The sequence below is a fragment of the Rhodopseudomonas faecalis genome, from assembly GCF_003217325.1.
Classification (GTDB): domain Bacteria; phylum Pseudomonadota; class Alphaproteobacteria; order Rhizobiales; family Xanthobacteraceae; genus Rhodopseudomonas; species Rhodopseudomonas faecalis.
Map to the genome: position 1 here is coordinate 65,620 of NZ_QJTI01000021.1, position 18,839 is coordinate 84,458.

Annotated in this window: 16 protein-coding genes; 5 read left to right on the top strand and 11 right to left on the bottom strand. The window is 65.4% G+C overall.

What is annotated here, in order from left to right; translation table 11 throughout:
• Positions 1-12 precede the first annotated feature (12 nt).
• Together ptsP and BJ122_RS15105 are read right to left on the bottom strand one after the other, a co-directional pair.
• Positions 13-2,280: a phosphoenolpyruvate--protein phosphotransferase gene (ptsP, locus tag BJ122_RS15100; RefSeq protein ID WP_110782046.1), complete on the bottom strand. Its 2,268-nt coding sequence runs from the start codon at positions 2,278-2,280 to the stop codon at positions 13-15.
• 387 nt (positions 2,281-2,667) lie between these two features.
• The gene (locus tag BJ122_RS15105; RefSeq protein WP_110782047.1) at positions 2,668-3,921 is read right to left on the bottom strand and encodes an aspartate kinase; all 1,254 of its coding nucleotides are present in this window, start codon (positions 3,919-3,921) and stop codon (positions 2,668-2,670) included.
• Between the two features lie 324 nt (positions 3,922-4,245).
• On the opposite strand from BJ122_RS15105, the gene ubiG reads away from it, so the two are divergent.
• Together ubiG and BJ122_RS15115 are read left to right on the top strand one after the other, a co-directional pair.
• On the top strand, positions 4,246-5,010 hold the full coding sequence (ubiG, locus tag BJ122_RS15110) for a bifunctional 2-polyprenyl-6-hydroxyphenol methylase/3-demethylubiquinol 3-O-methyltransferase UbiG (protein ID WP_110782049.1): 765 nt from the start codon (positions 4,246-4,248) through the stop codon (positions 5,008-5,010).
• A 598-nt stretch (positions 5,011-5,608) separates the two neighbouring features.
• Positions 5,609-6,508 (top strand): EamA family transporter, encoded by a 900-nt coding sequence (locus BJ122_RS15115; RefSeq protein ID WP_110782051.1) that lies wholly within the window; start codon positions 5,609-5,611, stop codon positions 6,506-6,508.
• Positions 6,509-6,514: 6 nt separating this feature from the next.
• Here the strand turns inward: BJ122_RS15115 and BJ122_RS15120 are convergent, their stop codons facing one another.
• From BJ122_RS15120 to BJ122_RS15140, 5 genes are all read right to left on the bottom strand, one after another.
• A complete protein-coding gene (locus tag BJ122_RS15120) occupies positions 6,515-6,952 on the bottom strand; it encodes an EamA family transporter (RefSeq protein ID WP_103012035.1) in 438 nt (145 codons plus the stop codon).
• A gap of 668 nt (positions 6,953-7,620) precedes the next feature.
• Entirely contained in the window at positions 7,621-8,115 is a 495-nt protein-coding gene (locus BJ122_RS15125; RefSeq protein WP_110782052.1) for a DUF1178 family protein, read from the bottom strand.
• Positions 8,112-8,990 (bottom strand): carbon-nitrogen hydrolase family protein, encoded by an 879-nt coding sequence (locus tag BJ122_RS15130; protein ID WP_110782054.1) that lies wholly within the window; start codon positions 8,988-8,990, stop codon positions 8,112-8,114. Before BJ122_RS15130 ends, BJ122_RS15125 begins: the two co-directional genes overlap by 4 nt.
• Complete coding sequence (grxC, locus tag BJ122_RS15135) at positions 8,987-9,259, bottom strand: glutaredoxin 3 (protein WP_110782056.1); 273 nt, start codon at positions 9,257-9,259, stop codon at positions 8,987-8,989. The genes BJ122_RS15130 and grxC overlap by 4 nt, the downstream gene beginning before the upstream one ends.
• A gap of 30 nt (positions 9,260-9,289) precedes the next feature.
• Positions 9,290-10,066: a ComF family protein gene (locus BJ122_RS15140; protein WP_245407745.1), complete on the bottom strand. Its 777-nt coding sequence runs from the start codon at positions 10,064-10,066 to the stop codon at positions 9,290-9,292.
• A 187-nt stretch (positions 10,067-10,253) separates the two neighbouring features.
• On the opposite strand from BJ122_RS15140, the gene BJ122_RS15145 reads away from it, so the two are divergent.
• Together BJ122_RS15145 and BJ122_RS15150 are read left to right on the top strand one after the other, a co-directional pair.
• Positions 10,254-10,556, top strand: coding sequence for a hypothetical protein (locus tag BJ122_RS15145; RefSeq protein WP_110782073.1), 303 nt, complete (start codon positions 10,254-10,256; stop codon positions 10,554-10,556).
• A gap of 8 nt (positions 10,557-10,564) precedes the next feature.
• Complete coding sequence (locus tag BJ122_RS15150) at positions 10,565-11,413, top strand: methyltransferase domain-containing protein (protein WP_110782059.1); 849 nt, start codon at positions 10,565-10,567, stop codon at positions 11,411-11,413.
• A 374-nt stretch (positions 11,414-11,787) separates the two neighbouring features.
• On the opposite strand, the gene mutT is transcribed toward BJ122_RS15150, so the two are convergent.
• The 4 genes from mutT to BJ122_RS15170 form a co-directional block, all read right to left on the bottom strand.
• Positions 11,788-12,189, bottom strand: coding sequence for an 8-oxo-dGTP diphosphatase MutT (gene mutT, locus BJ122_RS15155; protein ID WP_110782061.1), 402 nt, complete (start codon positions 12,187-12,189; stop codon positions 11,788-11,790).
• Positions 12,190-12,196: 7 nt separating this feature from the next.
• Positions 12,197-12,688, bottom strand: a complete 492-nt coding sequence (locus tag BJ122_RS15160) for a hypothetical protein (RefSeq protein WP_110782062.1) — start codon at positions 12,686-12,688, stop codon at positions 12,197-12,199.
• On the bottom strand, positions 12,685-13,926 hold the full coding sequence (gene argJ / locus BJ122_RS15165) for a bifunctional glutamate N-acetyltransferase/amino-acid acetyltransferase ArgJ (protein WP_110782064.1): 1,242 nt from the start codon (positions 13,924-13,926) through the stop codon (positions 12,685-12,687). Before argJ ends, BJ122_RS15160 begins: the two co-directional genes overlap by 4 nt.
• A gap of 204 nt (positions 13,927-14,130) precedes the next feature.
• Entirely contained in the window at positions 14,131-15,063 is a 933-nt protein-coding gene (locus BJ122_RS15170; RefSeq protein ID WP_110782066.1) for a peptidylprolyl isomerase, read from the bottom strand.
• A gap of 341 nt (positions 15,064-15,404) precedes the next feature.
• Here BJ122_RS15170 and secA point away from each other — a divergent pair, with 341 nt between their 5' ends.
• Positions 15,405-18,236, top strand: coding sequence for a preprotein translocase subunit SecA (gene secA, locus BJ122_RS15175; protein WP_110782068.1), 2,832 nt, complete (start codon positions 15,405-15,407; stop codon positions 18,234-18,236).
• Positions 18,237-18,839: the final 603 nt, after the last annotated feature.

Below are 18,839 nucleotides of genomic sequence, written 5' to 3' on the forward strand. Positions count from 1 at the left end.
CGCAGAGCTTCGCTACAAGGACAGCCCTTCAGCCTCGGCGAATTCCGTCAGCTTTTGGCGGATCGACACGCTGCCTGCCGGCGCGTTCAGCAGCTTGGTCATCATGGCTGCGGCTTTGCCGGCGTCGAGATCGAGGATCATCGCTTTCACCGGGCCGTGGGCGATCGCCGACAGCGACAGCGAGCGATAGCCGAGCGCGATCAGCGCCAGCGCGCCGATGGTCTGCGACGCCATCTCGCCGCACAGCGACACCGGGCGCTTGGCAAGCTGGGCGCGCTGCACGATATGGCGCAGCACCCGCAGGAACGGCGTCGACAGCCCGTCAAAACGGTCGGCGACCCGCGCGTTGCCGCGATCGACCGCGAAGGTGAACTGGAACAGATCGTTGGAGCCGACCGAGATGAAATCGACGCGCTCCAGCAATTCGTCGAGCTGATAGAGCAGCGCCGGCACTTCCAGCATGGTGCCGACGTCGATCCGCTCCGGCAGCGTGTGGCCGTGCTGGCGCAGATAAGTCAGCTCGCGTTCGACGATCGCCTTGGCGGCGTCGAACTCGGCGACCTCGGAGATCATCGGGAACATGATGCGCAGATAGCGGCCGCCACCGGCGCGCAGCAGCGCGCGGATCTGGCTGCGCAGCAGACCGGGCCGGTCGAGGCCGAGCCGGATCGCGCGCCAGCCGAGCGCCGGGTTCTCTTCGACCACGGTCTCCATATAGGGCAGCGCTTTGTCGCCGCCGATATCGAGCGTGCGGAACGTGACCGGCTTGGGGCCGGCGGCATCGAGCACGGCGCGGTACAGCGCGAGCTGGTCGCTGGAGCGCGGCAGGCTCTGGCCGATCATGTATTGCAGCTCGGTGCGGAACAGGCCGACGCCGGAGCAATTGGTGTCTTCGATATGCGGTAGGTCGATCACCAGGCCGGCATTGATCATCAGGTCGATCGGCTGGCCGTCCTTGGTGACGCAGGGCAGGTCGCGCAGCGCGGAATATTGCGCCTGGCGCCGCGCCCGGAACCGGACCCGCTCGGTATAGGCGGCCTCGATTTCAGCGGACGGCCGCACATAGATCGAGCCGGTGGTGCCATCGACGATGATCGGATCGCCCGGATCGGCGATGCCCGGCGCGTTCGGCACTTCGCCGACCGCGGCGATGCCGAGCGCCCGCGCCACGATCGAGACGTGGGAATTGGCGGTGCCTTCCTCCAGCACCAGGCCGCGCAGCCGCTTGCGATCGTAATCGAGCAGCGCCGCCGGGCCCATCGAACGGGCGATCAGAATGGCGTTGTCGGGCAATTGCTCGCGCGAGGGCGCATGGTCCTGGCCGACCAGCTGCCGCATCAGGCGATAGCCGAGGTCTTCCAGATCGTGCAGCCGGTCGCGCAGATAAGGATCGGTGGAACGCAGCATCCGCGCGCGGGTGTCGGACTGCACGCGCTCGACCGCGGCTTCGGCGGTGAGGCCCGTGGCGACCGCCTCATGCAGCTTGTGCGACCAGCCATGGTCGTTGGCGAACATCCGGTAGGCTTCGAGCACGTCGCGGTGCTCGCCGCCTTCGGCGAAATCGCCGCGCTCCAGCATGCGGTCGAGGTCGGCGCGCAGCTTGGTGAGCGCGGCGTCGAGGCGCTTCACCTCTTTGGCGAGGTCTTCGGCGATGTAATTGGTGATGACGACGCGCGGCTCGTGCAGCACCACATGGCCAAGCGCGATGCCGTCTGACAGCACCGCGCCGGTCTTGTGCACCGAATGCCGCGCCGCCGGCTCGGCGCCGGGCTCTGCCAGCGCCGACAATTCGCCCGAGGCGATCATTTCCGCGACCACCATGGCGGTGGTCTGCAGCGCCTCGACTTCTTCCTCGACATAGGTGCGCTTGGCGCGGTTCTGCACCACCAGCACGCCGAGCGTATTGCCGGCGCGCAGGATCGGCACGCCGAGGAAGGAATGATAGATTTCTTCGCCGGTTTCCGGGCGGAACGCAAACGCCGGGTGGCTTTGCGCGTCGGACAGATTGAGCGGGGTGGCTTCCGAGGCGACCAGGCCGACCAAGCCCTCATGCGCGTTCAGGACGGTCTTGTGCACGGCGTCGCGGTTGAGGCCCTCGGTGGCGTACAGTTCGAGGGTGTTGTCGACGCGCAGCACATAGGTCGAGCACACCTCCGCCACCATGTTGGCGGCGATCAGCACCACGATCTTGTCGAGACGTTCCTGCGCGGAGACTTGCTCCGCCATGGTTTCGCGGAGCCGCCTCAGCAAGACGCGGGGGCCACCCGACGTGCTCCGCATTGTCCGCCATCTCCCTACTGCCACGATCCGCTCGGCACGGATCGTGGGTCAACTCAGATTCAACCAGTTCGCACCGATCGCCCGGCTTTGCCTGGATATCGATCAATGCAGCCGCGCGGCACCGGCGGCTGAGCCTGCCCTCCGTCGTGTCGGCCGCCCGGCATCGACCGTCAACGGTACCTACCCACCCGCTTGGGCGGTTCTGGTGCAGTCGGCTTGGTCGAAACATCCTGCTTTGAGGCAGCGGGAGTGTTCCGGAAGGCTGGCGACGGACCGCGCAGGCCCGTCAGGCCGTATACCGAATTGAAGCTTGAATTGCCAAGCAAATCACCTGCCAGCCGGCCTGCGTTGCGCGCCGCCGGCTGGGCCCTGTTGATGGCGCCGGGCCTAGGCCTGGTCCAGGCCGTACAGCGTGTGCAGGGTGCGCACCGCCAGTTCGGTATAGGCGGCGTCGATCAGCACCGAGAATTTGATTTCCGAGGTGGTGATGGCGCGGATGTTGATGTTTTTCGCGGCCAGCGCCCGGAACGCCTGGGCGGCGACGCCGGCGTGGCTGCGCATGCCCGAGCCGATCACCGACACCTTGGCGACGTCGGTTTCGCTGTCGAAGCTGGCATAGCCGATCTTGTCCTGCGCCGAGGTGATGGTCTGCTTGGCGCGCGCAAAGTCCGCGGCCGGCACCGTGAAGGTCAGGTCGGTGGCGCGGCCGTCTTCCGACACGCTCTGCACGATCATATCGACGTTGATATTGGCCTCGGCGAGCGGCACGAAGATCGAGGCGGCGACGCCCGGCTTGTCCTCGATCCGGCGCACCGAGATCTGGGCCTCGTCCTTGGAGAAGGCGATGCCGGTGACGACATGATTTTCCATGATTTTCTCCTCGCTGCAGATCAGCGTGCCCGGCGGCGTGCCGTGCGGATCGATATCTTCCGGCTTGTCAAACGACGATCGTACGAAGATCGGCATGTTGTGCACCATGCCGAGTTCCACCGAACGGACCTGCAGCACCTTGGCGCCCTGCGACGCCAGTTCCAGCATTTCCTCGAAAGCCACCTTGTCGAGCCGCTTGGCCTTCGGCACCACCCGCGGGTCGGTGGTGTAGACGCCATCGACATCGGTGTAGATGTCGCAGCGGTCGGCCTTCACCGCCGCCGCGATCGCCACTGCCGAAGTGTCGGAACCGCCGCGGCCAAGCGTGGTGATTCGGCCGGTTTCGGCATGAATGCCCTGGAAGCCGGCAATCACCGCCACTTCCTTGCGCTCCTCGAAGCGCTTGATGAGCTCGCTGCCGTCGATATCGACGATCCGCGCCGACGCATGGGCGTCGCTGGTCAGGATCGGGATCTGCCAGCCCTGCCACGAGCGCGCCTGGATGCCGATCGCCTGCAGCGCAATCGCCAGCAGGCCCGACGTCACCTGCTCGCCCGAGGCGACCACGGCGTCGTATTCCCGGGCATCGTGGATCGCCGAGGCGTCGCGGCACCACGCCACCAGCTCGTTGGTTTTGCCGGACATGGCCGACACCACCACCGCAACTTGATGGCCGGCATCCACTTCGCGCTTCACGTGCTGCGCGACGTTGCGGATGCGATCGAGATTGGCGACGGACGTGCCGCCGAATTTCATGACGAGCCGGCCCATGACCGATAGTGCAATCCCTGAAAACAACGAGTAAGAAATATCGCGGAATCCGCGACGCGGCGCCGGAAGGCGCGTATACATACCGATGCGATCGCGGGCAAGCAACCGCGCCTCGGCACCGTCGAGGCGGGGAGCATGCCGGCTTGGACCGCCAAAACCCCCTGTCGGGCGATCGCGCTTGTCAGGGGACAGCGATGGTCGGAAACGGAGTTCGACGCTGCAACCGAAAGAGCGGTGCTGTATGAGGCGAACCATCCGAACCATCGCGGCGCCGTCGGCGTTTCGCAACTCGATCACTGCCCGATAGGAGCAACGGCGCAAGCCATGGCCATGCAATCAAATCCGACCGGCGGCGCAGCCTCGACCGTCGATCCCGCCGAAATCGCCAAGTTCTCCAAGCTGTCGGCCGAATGGTGGGACCCGACCGGGCGGATGGCGCCGCTGCACAAGATCAATCCGCATCGCGTCGCCTTCATCCGCGATGCCGCCTGCCGCAAATTCGACCGCAATCCGAAAAGCCTGAGCTGCCTGGCCGGCTTGCGCATGATCGATATCGGCTGCGGCGCCGGACTTTTGTGCGAACCGTTCACCCGGCTTGGCGCCCAGGTGATCGGCATCGATCCCGCCGCCACCAATATCGCCGCCGCCAAGCTGCACGCCGACAAGTCGCAGCTGTCGATCGACTATCGCAACACCACCGTTGAGCAGATGGACCCGCGCGAGCGCTTCGACATCGTGCTGGCGATGGAGGTGATCGAGCACGTCACCGACGTGCGCGCATTCCTGTCGCGCTGCGCGGCGATGATGAAGCCGACCGGCATGATGGTGGTGGCGACGCTCAACCGCAATTGGAAGAGTTTTGCGCTCGCGATCGTCGGCGCCGAATATGTGATGCGCTGGCTGCCGCGCGGCACCCATCAGTGGGACAAGTTCGTCACCCCCGACGAGCTGACGCGCTTCCTGCAGGACAGCAAGCTCACCGTCACCGAACAGTCCGGGCTGGTCTACAACCTGCTCGCCGACAAGTGGACGCTGTCGGCCGACATGGACGTCAATTACATGATGGTCGCGGAGAACGTCGCCGGTTAGTGGCAGGCGTATCGCGTGGCCGGATGCTCTCCCTTTGCGGAGGAGCGTGAGGTCTGCTCGACTTTGAAGTCCTGGATTGCTTCGCTGCGCTCGCAATGACGTGGTGTTTCACCTCTCCCCGCTTGCGGGGAGAGGTCGCACCGGCGCAGCCGGGGCGGGTGAGGGGCCTGGCACAGCGCTTCGACGCCATGATCCTCAATTGCCGCACCGATATGCGGCCGCGTTTCTCGCCAGATCGACCGCTTCGCTCAACAGCAACGCCCCCTCACCCCACCCCTCTCCCCGCACGCGGGGAGAGGGAGCAGGCCGTGCCAGAGGGAGCGCGTGCAGAAGGCAGTGGCGGAGGCGGGATCGTTAGTCTTTCCCTCACGGGCGGCATTGCTTTCACCTCTCCCCGCTTGCGGGGAGAGGTCGGATCAGCGCGTAGCGCTGATCCGGGTGAGGGGGCATTGCGACCAGGCCGAACATCTTCGGCTCGCCCCTGCGTTCTGGGCGTAGCGGCATGAGGGCTGCGTGAGTTGACCGCGCTGCCGGTGGCGGTCACGTTGCACTGCTCCACTTCATTGCTTCGCTGCCGTTCGCGCCCATCGTCGCCGCCATGTTGTCTGTCGCCACGCTCTGGATTCCCTTCACGCTGATCGGCGCGGTCGGCCAGGTGGCGCGCAATGCCATGCAGCGCCATCTCACCGCCCCGCTCGGCACCTGGGGCGCGACCGCGATCCGCTTTCTGTTCGGCTTTCCGTTCGCGATCCTGTTCTTCGTCGTGGTGATGCTGGCCAGCGGCGATCCGCTGCCGCAGCCGACAGCGGCGTTCTGGCCCTGGCTGGTGCTCGGCGCGGTCAGCCAGATCGCCGGCACCGGCTTGATGCTGGCGGCGATGACCGATCGCTCATTCGTGGTCACCACCGCTTATCTGAAAACCGAAGCCATTCAGACCGCGATGTTCGGCTTCGTGTTTCTCGGCGATCATCTCACCTGGCCCAAAGTGCTGGCGATCCTGATCGCCACTTTGGGCGTGGTGATCACCGCGCTGCGCCCCGGTGGTGCCAAGGGTTTTGGCAGCCTGCGCCCGACCGTGCTCGGCCTGGCGGCCGCGGCCGGTTTCGCGCTGTCGGCGGTCGGATTTCGCGGCGCGATTTTGGCGGTGCCGGAGGTGTCATTCGTCACCGCGGCCACCACCACGCTGCTGTTCACGCTCGGGCTGCAAACGCTGCTGATGCTGCTTTATCTCGGGCTGCGCCAGCCGCAGGCACTGCGCGAGATTTTTCGGCTGTGGTGGCCGTCAATGGCGGCCGGCTTCGTCGGCGCGCTGGCCTCGCAATTCTGGTTTTTGGCATTCGCGCTCACGGCCGCCGCCAATGTCCGCACGCTGGCATTGGTGGAAGTGGTGTTCGCGCAGGCGGTGGCCTACTACACGTTCAAGCAGCCGTTGCTGCCGCGCGAATTGATCGGCACAATGATGATCGTCGCCGGCGTGGCGATGCTGATTGCCTTGTAGCCGCCGCTACCGCACCGCGATCAGCACCGCGCCGGCGCCGATCAAGGCAATGCCGAGCCATTGTTGCAGCGTCGGCCGTTCGCCGAGCACCGCAAACGCAAACAGCGCCACCAGCACCACGCTCAGCTTGTCGATCGGCGCCACCAGCGACGCCGGCCCAAGCTTGAGCGCGCGGAAATAGCACAGCCAGGATGCGCCGGTGCACAGCCCGGACAACACCAGGAACAGCCAGGTCTTCGGGCTGATGGTCGCGGGGCTGGCAAGCTTGCCAGTGGCGAATACCAATAGCGCCAGGCTGATCAGCACCACCATTGTGCGGATCAAGGTGGCGAGGTCGGAGTCGATCTCGGTGACGCCGATCTTGGCAAAGATCGCGGTCAGCGCTGCAAACAGCGCCGCCAGCAGTGCCCAGAATTGCCAGGACAGCACCGAGTCGGGGGTCATGGCAGCACTTTCCCGCAGTGATGGGAGGCTTTCAAGTCATTCCGCGGCGCGCCGTACCGTTCGAATCCGGAATCCGAAGCTGATAACAGCGAGATTCCGGGTCTGCGCGCGAAGGCGCGCATCCCGGAATGACGCCATCCTCTGACTCCCCTCGTTATTGCGAGGAGTACCCGGATCGGCGCTGTGCGCCGTCCGGGCACAGGCTACGCGACGAAGCAATCCAGTTTTGCTGAGCCGGCCCGTTGGATTGCTTCGCTGCGCTCGCAATGACGGGGCTGATTATCAGTCTGGGATCAATGGAATGGCTGCGTCAGCAGCGGGACCCAAGTTTTCCCTCCCCCCGCGTAGCGGTGGGGAGGGTGGCCGGCCGCAGGCCGGTCGGGTGGGGGGCGCAGTGCTTCGACCAATAGCGCCATCCTCGGTGATTAAGAGCCCCCACCCCCGACCCCTCCCCGCTGCGTCGCTGCGCGCCGCGGGGGAGGGGAGCAGGGGTGGCGTCTCGATCCGTCGTCATTGCGAGGAGTACCCGGATCGGCGCTGTGCGCCGTCCGGGCACAGGCTACGCGACGAAGCAATCCAGTTTTGCTGAGCCGGCCCGCTGGATTGCTTCGCTGCGCTCGCAATGACAGTGAAAGGTCATCAGCGCCCGCGACGACGACGAGCGGTTGTCAGTTGCGATCGTCCGGCAGCAGCGGCAGCGGCATCACCTCGATGCCCTCGTCGATCAGCGCCCGCGCTTCATCAGTCGAGGCCTGGCCGTAGATCGGCCGGTGCTCGATCTCGCCGTAATGCATCTTGCGCGCTTCATCGGCAAAGCCCGGCCCGACATTGTCGGCGACCTTGGTGATGTGCTCGCGCAGCTCCCGCAGCTTGGCGCGCAATTCGCGCTCCTGCGCCAACATCAGCGGCGATGACGAATCCGCCTCGGCCGGCGCCTGAGCCGGCACCGGGGCGGCCGCCTCCGCAACAGCCGGTTCGCTGACAGGGTCGCGGCCCTTCTTGCGCGCGATCTGCGGCGCCATGATCGCCTTCTCGACCTTGACCGAGCCGCAGCGCGGGCATTCCACCAGGCCCTGCTTCACCTGACGGTCGTAAGCCGACGAGCTTGGAAACCAGCTATCGAAGCCGTGGCCCTGCTCGCAGCGTAGTGCGTAGCGGATCATGCCGGGTCCCGCACCAGATGCAGGTGGCCGGGCGGCGTCTTCGGTTCGATCACGGAAAAACGCCGGCCGTGGCGCAGCGACGGAATCGACTTGCGCACCTTGGCGACTTTGCTGGGATCGATGCTGGCCATGATCACCCCGGGATCAACGCCGCCTTCCGCCAGCACTTCGCCCCAGGGATCGACGATCAGCGAATGGCCAAAGGTCTCGCGGCCGTTCTCATGCAGCCCGCCTTGCGCGGCGGCGAAAATGAAGCAGCCGTTTTCGATGGCGCGCGCGCGCAGCAAGGTGTGCCAATGCGCTTCGCCAGTTGGCCGCGTGAACGCCGAGGGCACGGTGATGAACGACGCACCGGCTTCGGCCAGCGCGCGGTACAGCGCCGGAAAGCGCAGATCGTAGCAGATCGTCAGCCCGAACCGGCCCCAGGGCAGATCGGCCAGCACCGCGGTTTCGCCGGGCTGGTAGTTCGCCGATTCCCGATAGCTTTCGCCATTATCGAGATCGATGTCGAACATATGGATCTTGTCATAGCTCGCCAGGATCGCGCCCTGCGGCGAGATCAGGAACGAGCGGTTCACCGCGCGATCGGGCGAGGCTTTCAGCGCCAGCGAGCCGATATGCAGGTGAATGTTCAGCTCTTTGGCGAGCGCGCGATAAGCGCGCAGCGACGGATCATCCGCCTCGCTGCAAAGCTGCGCGAATAGTGCCTCGCGGTTGAGCTGCATCATGTTGCTCACCTCAGGCGTGAGCACGTAGTCAGCGCCCGAGGCGGCGGCTTCGCGGATCAGGCTGGTGGCCTGTTCGAGATTGGGTTCCGGGCGCAAGCCGGCGCGCAATTGCACCAGCGCCGCGGTAAAGCTGCCGGCGGTGCTCATGGGCCAGCCGTGCCGGCCAGCATCGCGTCGAGCTTGCCCTCGCGATCGAGCGCATAGAGGTCGTCGCAGCCGCCGACATGCTGAGGGCCGATGAAGATCTGCGGAAAAGTGGCGCCGGGGCCGACCCGCTCCGCCATCCGCTCACGGTAAGTCGGATCGACCGACACGTCGTATTCGGTGAAGGCGGCGTTCTTGCGGGTCAGCAACGAACGGGCCGCGCTGCAATAGCCACAGCCCGGCCGCGTGAAGATTTCGATGGCAGCAGTCATGTCGCACTCGGATTGACAAAGTTGGGCTCATTATATGGGGGAGCCCGGAGTGTCCACAACCCGCGCAAACACCACCAGATCGACCGCCGCCGCCTTGGCGCGCAGCAGTGCCCGCGCACAGGCATCGGCGGTGGCGCCCGAGGTCAGCACGTCGTCGACCAGCAAAATCCGCCGGCCCTGCACCGCGCTGGCGCGCTCCGGCGGTACTCGGAATGCGCCCTGCACATTGGCGGCCCGTTCTGCGCGCGACAGCCCGATCTGATGCGCCGTTGGGCGGATTCGCCGCAGCACGTCGCCGGCGAGCGGCCGGCCGCAGGCGCGGCTGATCGCCAGCGCGAGCGCGCCGGACTGATTGTAGCGCCGCGAAAAGCCGCGCCGCCAATGCAGCGGCACCGGCACGATCAGATCAGCGTCGGCGATGAGCGGCGCCGCGGCGCGCGCCATCCAGCGCCCCATGGTGGGCGCGAGCTCAACGCGGTCATGGAATTTCAGCGCATGCACCAGGCTGCGCGCCACCTCGTCATAGCGCACCGCGGCGCGCGCCCGCGTATAGGCCGGCGGCGCGGCGATCGCCTGCATCGACAAGAGGCCGGGGCCGGGATCGTAGACGAACGGAATGCCGAGCCGCTCGCAATAAGGCGGCTCGATGAAGCCAAGCTGTGACCAGCACGCCGCGCACAGCCCGTCGCCGGCCACCGGCTCGCGGCAGTTCAGGCATAGCGTCGGCAGCGTGACATCAAGCACGGCCTTTGCACCGCGTCTGCAGACCCGCCACAGCGCATCGCGCAGCCGCACGCCGGCGCGCATCACGCCGGCTGCCGCGTCGCCCTGTACCATCGGAGGTTCCGCCTGCATCGTGCGAGGCTAGCTTGCCGCAGGTCAGCGTCAAGCTGCCGCCGCAACTTGCCGCAAGGCTCGAACGGGGCGATGGTGTCCGGTGAAGGCTCGGCGCCAAGCGCGCCGTCCGCGCGTGATGCAAACCGAGGAGATGGCGTTGTCCGACCCGAAGGAAAAACCGGCTGAAACCGTGACCTATATCGATCTCAACAATGCGCCGCATATCTATTTCGATATCGCCCCGGCCCATGGCGTGATGGCCAATGCGGTCGAGATTGAGCTTGCGGCGCGCACGCTCAATCCGCTGGCGGATGGCTCGGTCGAGGTGAAATTCGTCACCACCGCGCGGCTGCGCTGCAGCCATGCCGGCGCGCAGCATCTGCGCAACGCGCTCGATGCGGTGTTGAAGATGCTGGAAGCGCCGCAGCAGAGCCCGGCCGCGGCGTCAAAGCTCAACTAAGCGCGGCGATGGCTGCGGCTCCGCTGTTGTTCGATCGCGTGCAGTTGCGGCGCAGGCTGGAGCGCGCCGCTGCGCGCGATCCGGCGACCTTTCTGCTCGATCGCGTCACCGAGGAGATGACTGATCGGCTGCACGCGGTGCTACGCGATTTTAGTTGCGCCGCCGATCTTGGCACGCCGACCGCGCAGCTGCGCACCGCGCTGGCAGGCCAACTTGGCGCGCTTCAAGCGGTGGAAGTGCCGGACGATGAGCATCTTCGCCTCGCGCCGCAATCGCTGGATCTCGTGGTATCAGCGCTGGCGCTGCAATTCGTCAACGATCTGCCCGGCGTGCTGGCGCAGTTGCGGCGGGCGCTGAAGCCGGACGGGTTGTTGTTGGCGGTGCTGACCGGCGGCGACACGCTCACCGAGCTGCGCCAGGCCTTTGCCGCCGCCGAAGCCGAGATCGAGGGCGGCGTGTCGCCGCGCGTCGCGCCGGCCGCCGATCTGCGCGATCTCGGCGCGCTCTTGCAACGCGCCGGTTTTGCCCTGCCGGTGACCGATGTCGATCGCGTGGTGGTGCGCTACGACCACGCCTTCGCTTTGATGCAGGATCTGCGGCGCATGGGCGCCACCAACGTGCTGGTGGAGCGAAGGCGCCAGCCGCTGCGCCGCGCGACGCTGACGCGCATGGCGCAGCTTTATGCCGAGCGGTTTTCCGATGCCGACGGCCGGATCCGCGCCACCTTTGAGCTGGTGTGGCTGTCCGGCTGGGCGCCGCATGACAGCCAGCAGCAGCCGCTCAAACCCGGCTCGGCTCAGGCCAGTCTGGAACAGGCGGTCAAGGGTGCGTCGGAGCAGGGACGCCCGCCGCGGTAGGAGACTCTGCCTGCGGCATGCTCCGTCTCGCTCCATCGTCATTGCGAGGAGGCGCAGCCGACGAAGCAATCCACTCAGTGCGCGACGCGCTGGATTGCTTCGCTTCGCTCGCAATGACGCGGGAAATTGTCTGGATTGCTTCGCTGCGCTCGCACAGCGCTGATTTTCGGTCGGGGATCAATGGATGGGCTGCGGCAGCAACGTGCCCCAAGTTTTCCCTCCCCCCGCGCAGCGGCGGGGAGGGTGGCCGGCCGCAGGCCGGTCGGGTGGGGGGCGGAGTGCGTCGACCGATGGCGCCGTCCCCGTGAGTAAGAGCCCCCACCCCCGACCCCTCCCCGCTGCGTCGCTTCGCTCCGCGGGGGAGGGGAGCAGGGCTACATCAGCAAATCGATCAGCGGTGGGATCAGCGGGATGTCGGCGGGCGGCATCGGGTAGTCGCGCAGCTTGTTGGCGCGCACCCAGGCGAGGTTCTGGCCCTCGCGCGCCGTCAGCGTGCCTTGCCAGCGCCGGCAGATGTACAGCGGCATCAGCAGATGGAAATCATCATAAGCGTGGCTGGCGAAGGTCAGCGGCGCTAGGCACGCTTCCTTGACCTCGATGCCGAGCTCTTCTTGCAGCTCGCGGATCAGCGCCTGCTCTGGCCGCTCGCCGGCATCGAGCTTGCCGCCGGGAAATTCCCACAGGCCCGCGAGCTGCTTGCCCTCCGGGCGCTGCGCGATCAGCACGCGGTTGTCGGCGTCGATCAACGCCACCGCCACGACGAGAAGAAGCTTCATCAGGGACCTATGAGGTAAGCGCCGCGCAGATCGGCATAGGGCCGGGCTGCTGACGTGGCGAGGGCGGCATGGCGTAGCCGCCCGGAGCAGCGGCCAGCGGCCGGACGTCGATCTCGACGCGGTGCAGATGGTTGAACCGCGGGAATTTCAGCGTGTAGTGCAGCGTATCGCGGCCAGTGAAGCCGGCATCGGAGCGATACACGATCTGCACGCCCGGCATCGGCTGCCGCAGACAATGGCTGCTGCTGCCGACCAGCAACCGATTGGCGCGCACCATGCCGCGCTGCTGGCACACCGTGCCGTGCAGCGGCGCTTCCTCGAGGATCACCTCCGGCACGCCGATGCTTTGGCACGCTTTGTTCCAACGGGCACCGATGCCGATCACCGTGTCGCTGTCGCTTGGCACCGTGCGGCGCAAATTCCAGCTTTGCTCGGCGAGCGCCGGCGACGACAGCCCGATCAAAGCCGTCGCCGCGAGGGCGCGCGCCGCGCCGTTCACGAGCGATAGTCGCCGTTGATGGCGACGTATTCCTTGGTGAGGTCGCAGGTCAGCACCCGGTCGCGGCCCTTGCCGAGACCCAGGCTGACCTTGATCTGGATTTCCGGCTTCTTCATCTCGGCCGAAACTTCCTTCTCGTTGTAGGACGGGTCGCGCGCGCCGGCCTTGGCGACGCGGATGCCGTTGAACGAGATCGACAGCTTGTCGCGATTGGCAGGTTCGCCGGCCTTGCCGACCGCCATCACCACCCGGCCCCAATTGGCGTCTTCGCCGGCGACCGCGGTTTTCACCAGCGGCGAATTGGCGATCGACATCGCGATCTTGCGCGCCGAGGGCTTCGACACCGCGCCTTCGACGATGATCTCGATCAGCTTGCGGGCGCCTTCGCCGTCGCGCGCCACCTGTTCGGCGAGATTGGCCAGAATGCCGTTGAACGCCTTCACGAACGCCTTGAGCCGCACGTCGCTGGCCTTGCTGATCTTCGGCGCGCCGTAAGCGGCGGCATCGCCGGTGGCAAAGGCCAGCAGCGTGTCGGAGGTCGAGGTATCGCCATCGATGGTGACGGCGTTAAAACTGTCCTCGACGCCAGTTTTCAGCAGCGCCTGCAGCGCGGCCGGCGAGATCGGCGCGTCGGTGAACACGAAGGCCAGCATGGTCGCCATGTCGGGCGCGATCATGCCGGCGCCCTTGGCGATGCCGTTGATGGTGACCTTGGCCTTGCCGAGCTTGACCTGGGCGGTCGCGACCTTGGGGAAGGTGTCGGTGGTCATGATCGCCTGGGCGGCGTCCATCCAGCCGTCCGGCCGGGCTTCATCGGCGAGCTTGTCGAGCACGCCGTCGAATTTGCTGGCGTCGAGCGGTTCGCCGATCACGCCAGTCGAGGCCAGAAACACCTCGTCCTGCTTGCAGCCGAGCGCCTTCGCGGCGATCGCGCCGGTCTGCGCGGTCGATTGCTTGCCGGTCTTGCCGGTGAAGGCGTTGGCATTGCCGGAATTGACCACCAGCGCCCGGGCGCGGCCGCCCTTCAGCTTGGCGCGGCACCATTCGACCGGGGCCGACGGGCATTTCGACTTGGTGAACACGCCAGCGACCGACGTGCCGGGATCGAGCACGGCCAGCAGCACGTCAGTGCGCTTCTTGTAGCGGATGCCGGCCGCCGCGGTGGCGAGGCGAACGCCGGCGATCTGCGGCATCTCAGGAACATCGGTGGGGGCGAGGGGGGAGACGGCAGAGGACATGGCGCATTCAACCTTCGGCGCGGATCGGAACAGATTGTCGCGCTGTGTATCACCTCTGCCCGCGTGCGGGGAGAGGTTGGCTTGCGAGCAAAACGAGTAAAGCCGGACGAAGGGGTTGTTCGGCGCTCCGCGGCGCCCCCTCATCCGGCTCGCTGATGCTCGCCACCTTCTCCCCGCACGCGGGGAGAAGGCAGGAAACGTCGATTACTTCTTGGCCGGCTTGTCCGCCGGCTTGGCATCCTTGGCGTCGGCGGGGGCTGCAGGCTCCGACTTGGCCGCATCGGGCTTGGCGGCATCGGCCGGCTGATCGAGACGCTCGACCTTGGCGGCTTGGCGCAGCTTGGTGACGTAGTCGGCCTGCGCCTTGCGGGACACGTAGGTCTCGATCTGGCCCTTGACCTGATCGAATTCCGGCGCCTTGCGGTTGCGCTTTTCCTCGACCTTGATGACGTGCCAGCCGAACTGCGACTTCACTGGCTCGGAAATCTTGCCCGGCTCGAGCGCGAACGCGGCGGCCGAGAATTCCGGCACCATCTGGTCCTTGGTGAAGAAGCCGAGATCGCCGCCATCGGAGGCGCCGGGGTCCTTGGACTTCTTCTTGGCCAGCTCGGCGAAATCGGCGCCCTTCTTCAGCTCTTCGATGACCGCCTTGGCCTCGTCCTCGGTCTCGAGCAGGATGTGGCGGGCGTGCACTTCCTGGTCGCTGGAAATCTGCTTGGCGGCCTCCTCATAGACCTTCTTCATCGCCTCATCGGTGGCGGCGGCCTTGCCCTCGGCGGCCAGCAGCTGATCCATCAGGATGCGGTTGCGGGCGAAATCGAGCCGGCTCTTGAAATCGGCCCGCTCGGCGATCTTCTTGTCCTCGGCGGCCTTGGCGACGATCTTCATATCGATCAGAAACGCCAGCACGTTTTCCCGCTTGGTGGCGGGGTCCATCTGGGCGAGGTTCGGGGCCAGCTCCTCTTCAGCCATAGTGACGTCGTTCTGGCGGATTTCGACGCCGTTAACCTTGGCGAGTACCGGATTGGCATCCTGAGCGCGAACCGGCGCCCCAGCCAGCAGCAGGCAGCCGGCCACAGCCGCTCCGGCGAGGCCAAGGCGCGGGCCGAGTTTCTTGTCGAATGTCAGAGCGGTCATGGATATTCCCTAAAAATGAAGGTCGAGCCGATGGGCGGCGGACAGTCGCGCAATTGATGTAGCTTGGCAACGCGGAAACTCTGTCAAAATCATGAAATTCCGGGCAGGATCGCGCGTTGACATCCCCACCCCCCAGCCATATCTCTCCGCGGCCGGTCCGCGCGCGATGGCTGACGTCCGGCGGCGCCCGGACCCGAAATTTTGGAGTGCCGGCCCTTTCGATCCATTTCGCGCCCGCTTCCGGCAAGGGAGTACCGGCCTGGAAAGCGTCACGATGAGCTGATAGCTGGGGCCGCACGGATGATGGCTATTAGGCCGGACCGCACAGACAGGAAATCGCAATGATCGGCGCGCTCGCCCGCAGGCTTTTCGGCTCCCCCAACGATCGTCGGATCAAGGGCTACCAGTCCAGGGTCGCGGCTATCAATGCTCTGGAACCGGAGATCGCGGCGCTATCCGACGAGGCGCTGCGCGGCCGCACAGCGCAGTTCCGTGCCGAGCTCGCCGCCGGCAAGACCCTGGATGACCTTTTGGTGCCGGCGTTCGCCACGGTGCGTGAGGCTGCCAAGCGCACCCTCGGCCAGCGCCATTTCGATGTGCAGCTGATCGGCGGCATGGTGCTGCACGAGGGCGACATCGCCGAAATGAAGACCGGCGAAGGTAAAACCCTGGTGGCGACGCTCGCGGTCTATCTGAACGCGCTCGCCGGCAAGGGCGTCCATGTCGTCACCGTCAACGACTACCTCGCCAAGCGCGACTCGGCCTGGATGGGCCAGATCTACGGCTTCCTCGGCATGACCACCGGCGTGATCGTGCATGGTCTCGACGATGCGCAGCGCCAGGCCGCCTATGCCTGCGATATCACCTACGGCACCAACAACGAGTACGGCTTCGACTATCTGCGCGATAACATGAAGTATCGTCTCGAAGACATGGTGCAGCGCGGCCATGCCTTCGCGATCGTCGACGAAGTCGACTCGATCCTGATCGACGAAGCGCGCACGCCGCTGATCATTTCCGGCCCGCTCGACGACCGCTCGGATTTCTACAACACCATCGACACCTTCATTCCGAAGCTCGACAAGTCGGACTTCGATGTCGACGAGAAGCAGCGCACCGTGACGCTGACCGAAGTCGGCATGGAGCGGATCGAGACGCTGCTGCGCGACGCTGGCCTGCTCAAGGGCGAGTCGCTGTACGACGTCGAAAACGTCTCGGTGGTGCATCACATCAATCAGGGCCTGCGCGCGCACCAGCTGTTCCAGCGCGACAAGGACTACATCGTCCGCAACGACGAAGTGGTGATCATCGACGAGTTCACCGGCCGCATGATGCCGGGCCGCCGTTATTCGGAAGGTCTGCATCAGGCTCTGGAAGCCAAGGAACACGTCACCGTTCAGCCGGAAAACCAGACGCTGGCGTCGATCACGTTCCAGAACTACTTCCGGATGTACGACAAGCTCGGCGGCATGACCGGTACCGCGGCGACCGAAGCCGACGAATTCTTCGACATCTACAAGCTCGAAGTGGTCGAGATCCCGACCAACCTGCCGATCGCCCGTCTCGATGAAGACGACGAGGTCTATCGTACCCAGAACGAGAAATACGCCGCGATCCTCGCCGAGGTCGAGCGCGCCAATTCTCGCATGCAGCCGGTGCTGGTCGGTACCGCCTCGATCGAAAAGTCCGAGGTGCTGGCCGAGTATCTGATGAAGCACGGCTACAAGCAGATCGACTTCAACAATCCGAAGGCACTCGACAAGCTGTATGCCGCCGCGCGCGCCGGCAAGCCGGCCAAGCTGTTCGCGGTGCTGAACGCGCGCTTCCATGAGCAGGAAGCCTATATCGTCGCCGAAGCCGGCGTGCCGGGCGCGATCACCATCGCCACCAACATGGCTGGCCGCGGCACCGACATCAAACTCGGCGGTTCGCTGGAAATGCGCATTCAGCAGGAGATCGCCGACATCACCGATGAGGCCGAGAAAGCCGCGCGCATCGAGGCGATCAAGGCCGATATCGAGCATTTCCGCGAACTGGTGCTGAAGGCGGAAGAGACCATCGAGATCGAGCCGGCCAAGGGCAACAAGCCGGCCAAGACCATCACCCACCCCGGCGGTCTGTACATCATCGGTTCGGAACGCCACGAATCCCGCCGTATCGACAATCAGCTGCGCGGCCGCTCCGGCCGTCAGGGCGACCCGGGCCGCTCAAAATTCTTCCTGTCGCTGGAAGACGATCTGATGCGGATTTTCGGCTCCGACCGGCTCGACACCATGCTGACCAAGCTGGGGTTGAAGGAAGGCGAGGCGATCATCCATCCTTGGATCAACAAGGCGCTGGAAAAGGCTCAGCAGAAGGTCGAGGCGCGCAACTTCGACATCCGCAAGAACCTGCTGAAATTCGACAACGTCCAGAACGATCAGCGCAAGGTGATCTTCGAGCAGCGCGTCGACCTGATGAAGGACGAGGACGTCGCCGAGACCGTCGCCGACATGCGCCATCTGTTCATCGAGGATCTGGTGGCCAAGCACGTGCCCGAGCATGCCTATGCCGAGCAGTGGGACGTCGCCGGGCTCAAGGAAGAACTGTCGCGCGTGCTGGGCCTTGATCTGCCCGTCGAGCAGTGGGCCAAGGAAGAAGGCATCGCCGACGAGGAACTGCTGGCGCGCATCGAAAAGGCTGCGGACGAACACATGGCGGCCAAGGTCGGGCAGTGGGGCCCGGACATGATGCGCTACGCCGAAAAGTCGATCCTGCTGCAGACGCTGGATCATCTGTGGCGCGAGCATCTGGTGATGCTCGACCATCTGCGTAACGTCATCGGCCTGCGCGGCTATGGCCAGCGCGATCCGCTGCAGGAATACAAGTCGGAAGCGTTCAACCTGTTCGAGGCGCTGATCTCGCATCTGCGCGAAGCGGTGACCGCCCAGCTGATGCGGGTGGAAATCGTCACCCAGGAGCCGCAGCCCGAATTGCCGCAGATGGAAGCGCACAAATTCGATCCGAACACCGGCGAGGATTCGCTGCTGTTTGCCGGCGACTCGCTGCCGCCGGATCAAGCGGGGCCTCGCGATCCGAACAACCCCGACACCTGGGGCAAGGTCGGCCGCAATGAGGATTGCCCGTGCGGCTCCGGCAAGAAGTACAAGCACTGCCACGGCAAATACGCGTAAGCGGCCGCGCAGGCTTTCTTACTAAGCGATTGGAATGGCCGGGCTCGTCCCGGCCATTGTCGTTTGGAGGCTGCCTCCAAGACGCCTCTCTATTCAAGGCGTGCGGAGTCCAGGCGAGAGCCGTGGTGATTGATACCAGTGGTCAGCTCGTCATGGCCGGGTTTATCCCGGCCATCGACGTCTTGGATCACGGATGGCGTTGAAGACGTGGATACCCGCGACAAGCGCGGGCATGACGGGTCAATGGTGGACGACGATCGCCTCACCACCGTCATTCCGGGGAGCGCGCAGCAACGCTGCGGGCGAGCCCGGAATCTCTTTCCTGACTCTCTTCCAATCATCGCGTCATTCCGGGCTGCGCGCCAAAGCGCGCAGCCGGGAATGACGGTCCTTTTGGATTGTTGCCGTGCTCGGCGGTTCCTCACCGCTCAGTGTCATTGCGAGGAGCGAAGCGACGAAGCAATCCAGTCAGTGTGCGGCATCTGGATTGCTTCGCTTCGCTCGCAATTGTGCGAGTTCACTAATTCGTTGATCGAATGGTTTTGTTGGTGGCGAAGTCCTTGGGGGTTTTGCCGCCGAGGGCCTGGTGAGGTCTGAAGTTGT

Bases quoted from the DNA above. Each gene is read 5' to 3' on its own strand.
- ptsP (WP_110782046.1), bottom strand. From the start codon at position 2,280: ATGCGGAGCACGTCGGGTGGCCCCCGCGTCTTGCTGAGGCGGCTCCGC.
- ubiG (WP_110782049.1), top strand. From the start codon at position 4,246: ATGGCCATGCAATCAAATCCGACCGGCGGCGCAGCCTCGACCGTCGAT.
- BJ122_RS15130 (WP_110782054.1), bottom strand. From the start codon at position 8,990: ATGAGCACCGCCGGCAGCTTTACCGCGGCGCTGGTGCAATTGCGCGCC.
- BJ122_RS15170 (WP_110782066.1), bottom strand. From the start codon at position 15,063: ATGACCGCTCTGACATTCGACAAGAAACTCGGCCCGCGCCTTGGCCTC.
- grxC (WP_110782056.1), bottom strand. From the start codon at position 9,259: ATGACTGCTGCCATCGAAATCTTCACGCGGCCGGGCTGTGGCTATTGC.
- BJ122_RS15140 (WP_245407745.1), bottom strand. From the start codon at position 10,066: ATGCGCGCCGGCGTGCGGCTGCGCGATGCGCTGTGGCGGGTCTGCAGA.
- mutT (WP_110782061.1), bottom strand. From the start codon at position 12,189: ATGAAGCTTCTTCTCGTCGTGGCGGTGGCGTTGATCGACGCCGACAAC.
- BJ122_RS15150 (WP_110782059.1), top strand. From the start codon at position 10,565: ATGGCTGCGGCTCCGCTGTTGTTCGATCGCGTGCAGTTGCGGCGCAGG.
- argJ (WP_110782064.1), bottom strand. From the start codon at position 13,926: ATGTCCTCTGCCGTCTCCCCCCTCGCCCCCACCGATGTTCCTGAGATG.
- BJ122_RS15125 (WP_110782052.1), bottom strand. From the start codon at position 8,115: ATGATCCGCTACGCACTACGCTGCGAGCAGGGCCACGGCTTCGATAGC.
- secA (WP_110782068.1), top strand. From the start codon at position 15,405: ATGATCGGCGCGCTCGCCCGCAGGCTTTTCGGCTCCCCCAACGATCGT.
- BJ122_RS15105 (WP_110782047.1), bottom strand. From the start codon at position 3,921: ATGGGCCGGCTCGTCATGAAATTCGGCGGCACGTCCGTCGCCAATCTC.
- BJ122_RS15120 (WP_103012035.1), bottom strand. From the start codon at position 6,952: ATGACCCCCGACTCGGTGCTGTCCTGGCAATTCTGGGCACTGCTGGCG.
- BJ122_RS15115 (WP_110782051.1), top strand. From the start codon at position 5,609: ATGTTGTCTGTCGCCACGCTCTGGATTCCCTTCACGCTGATCGGCGCG.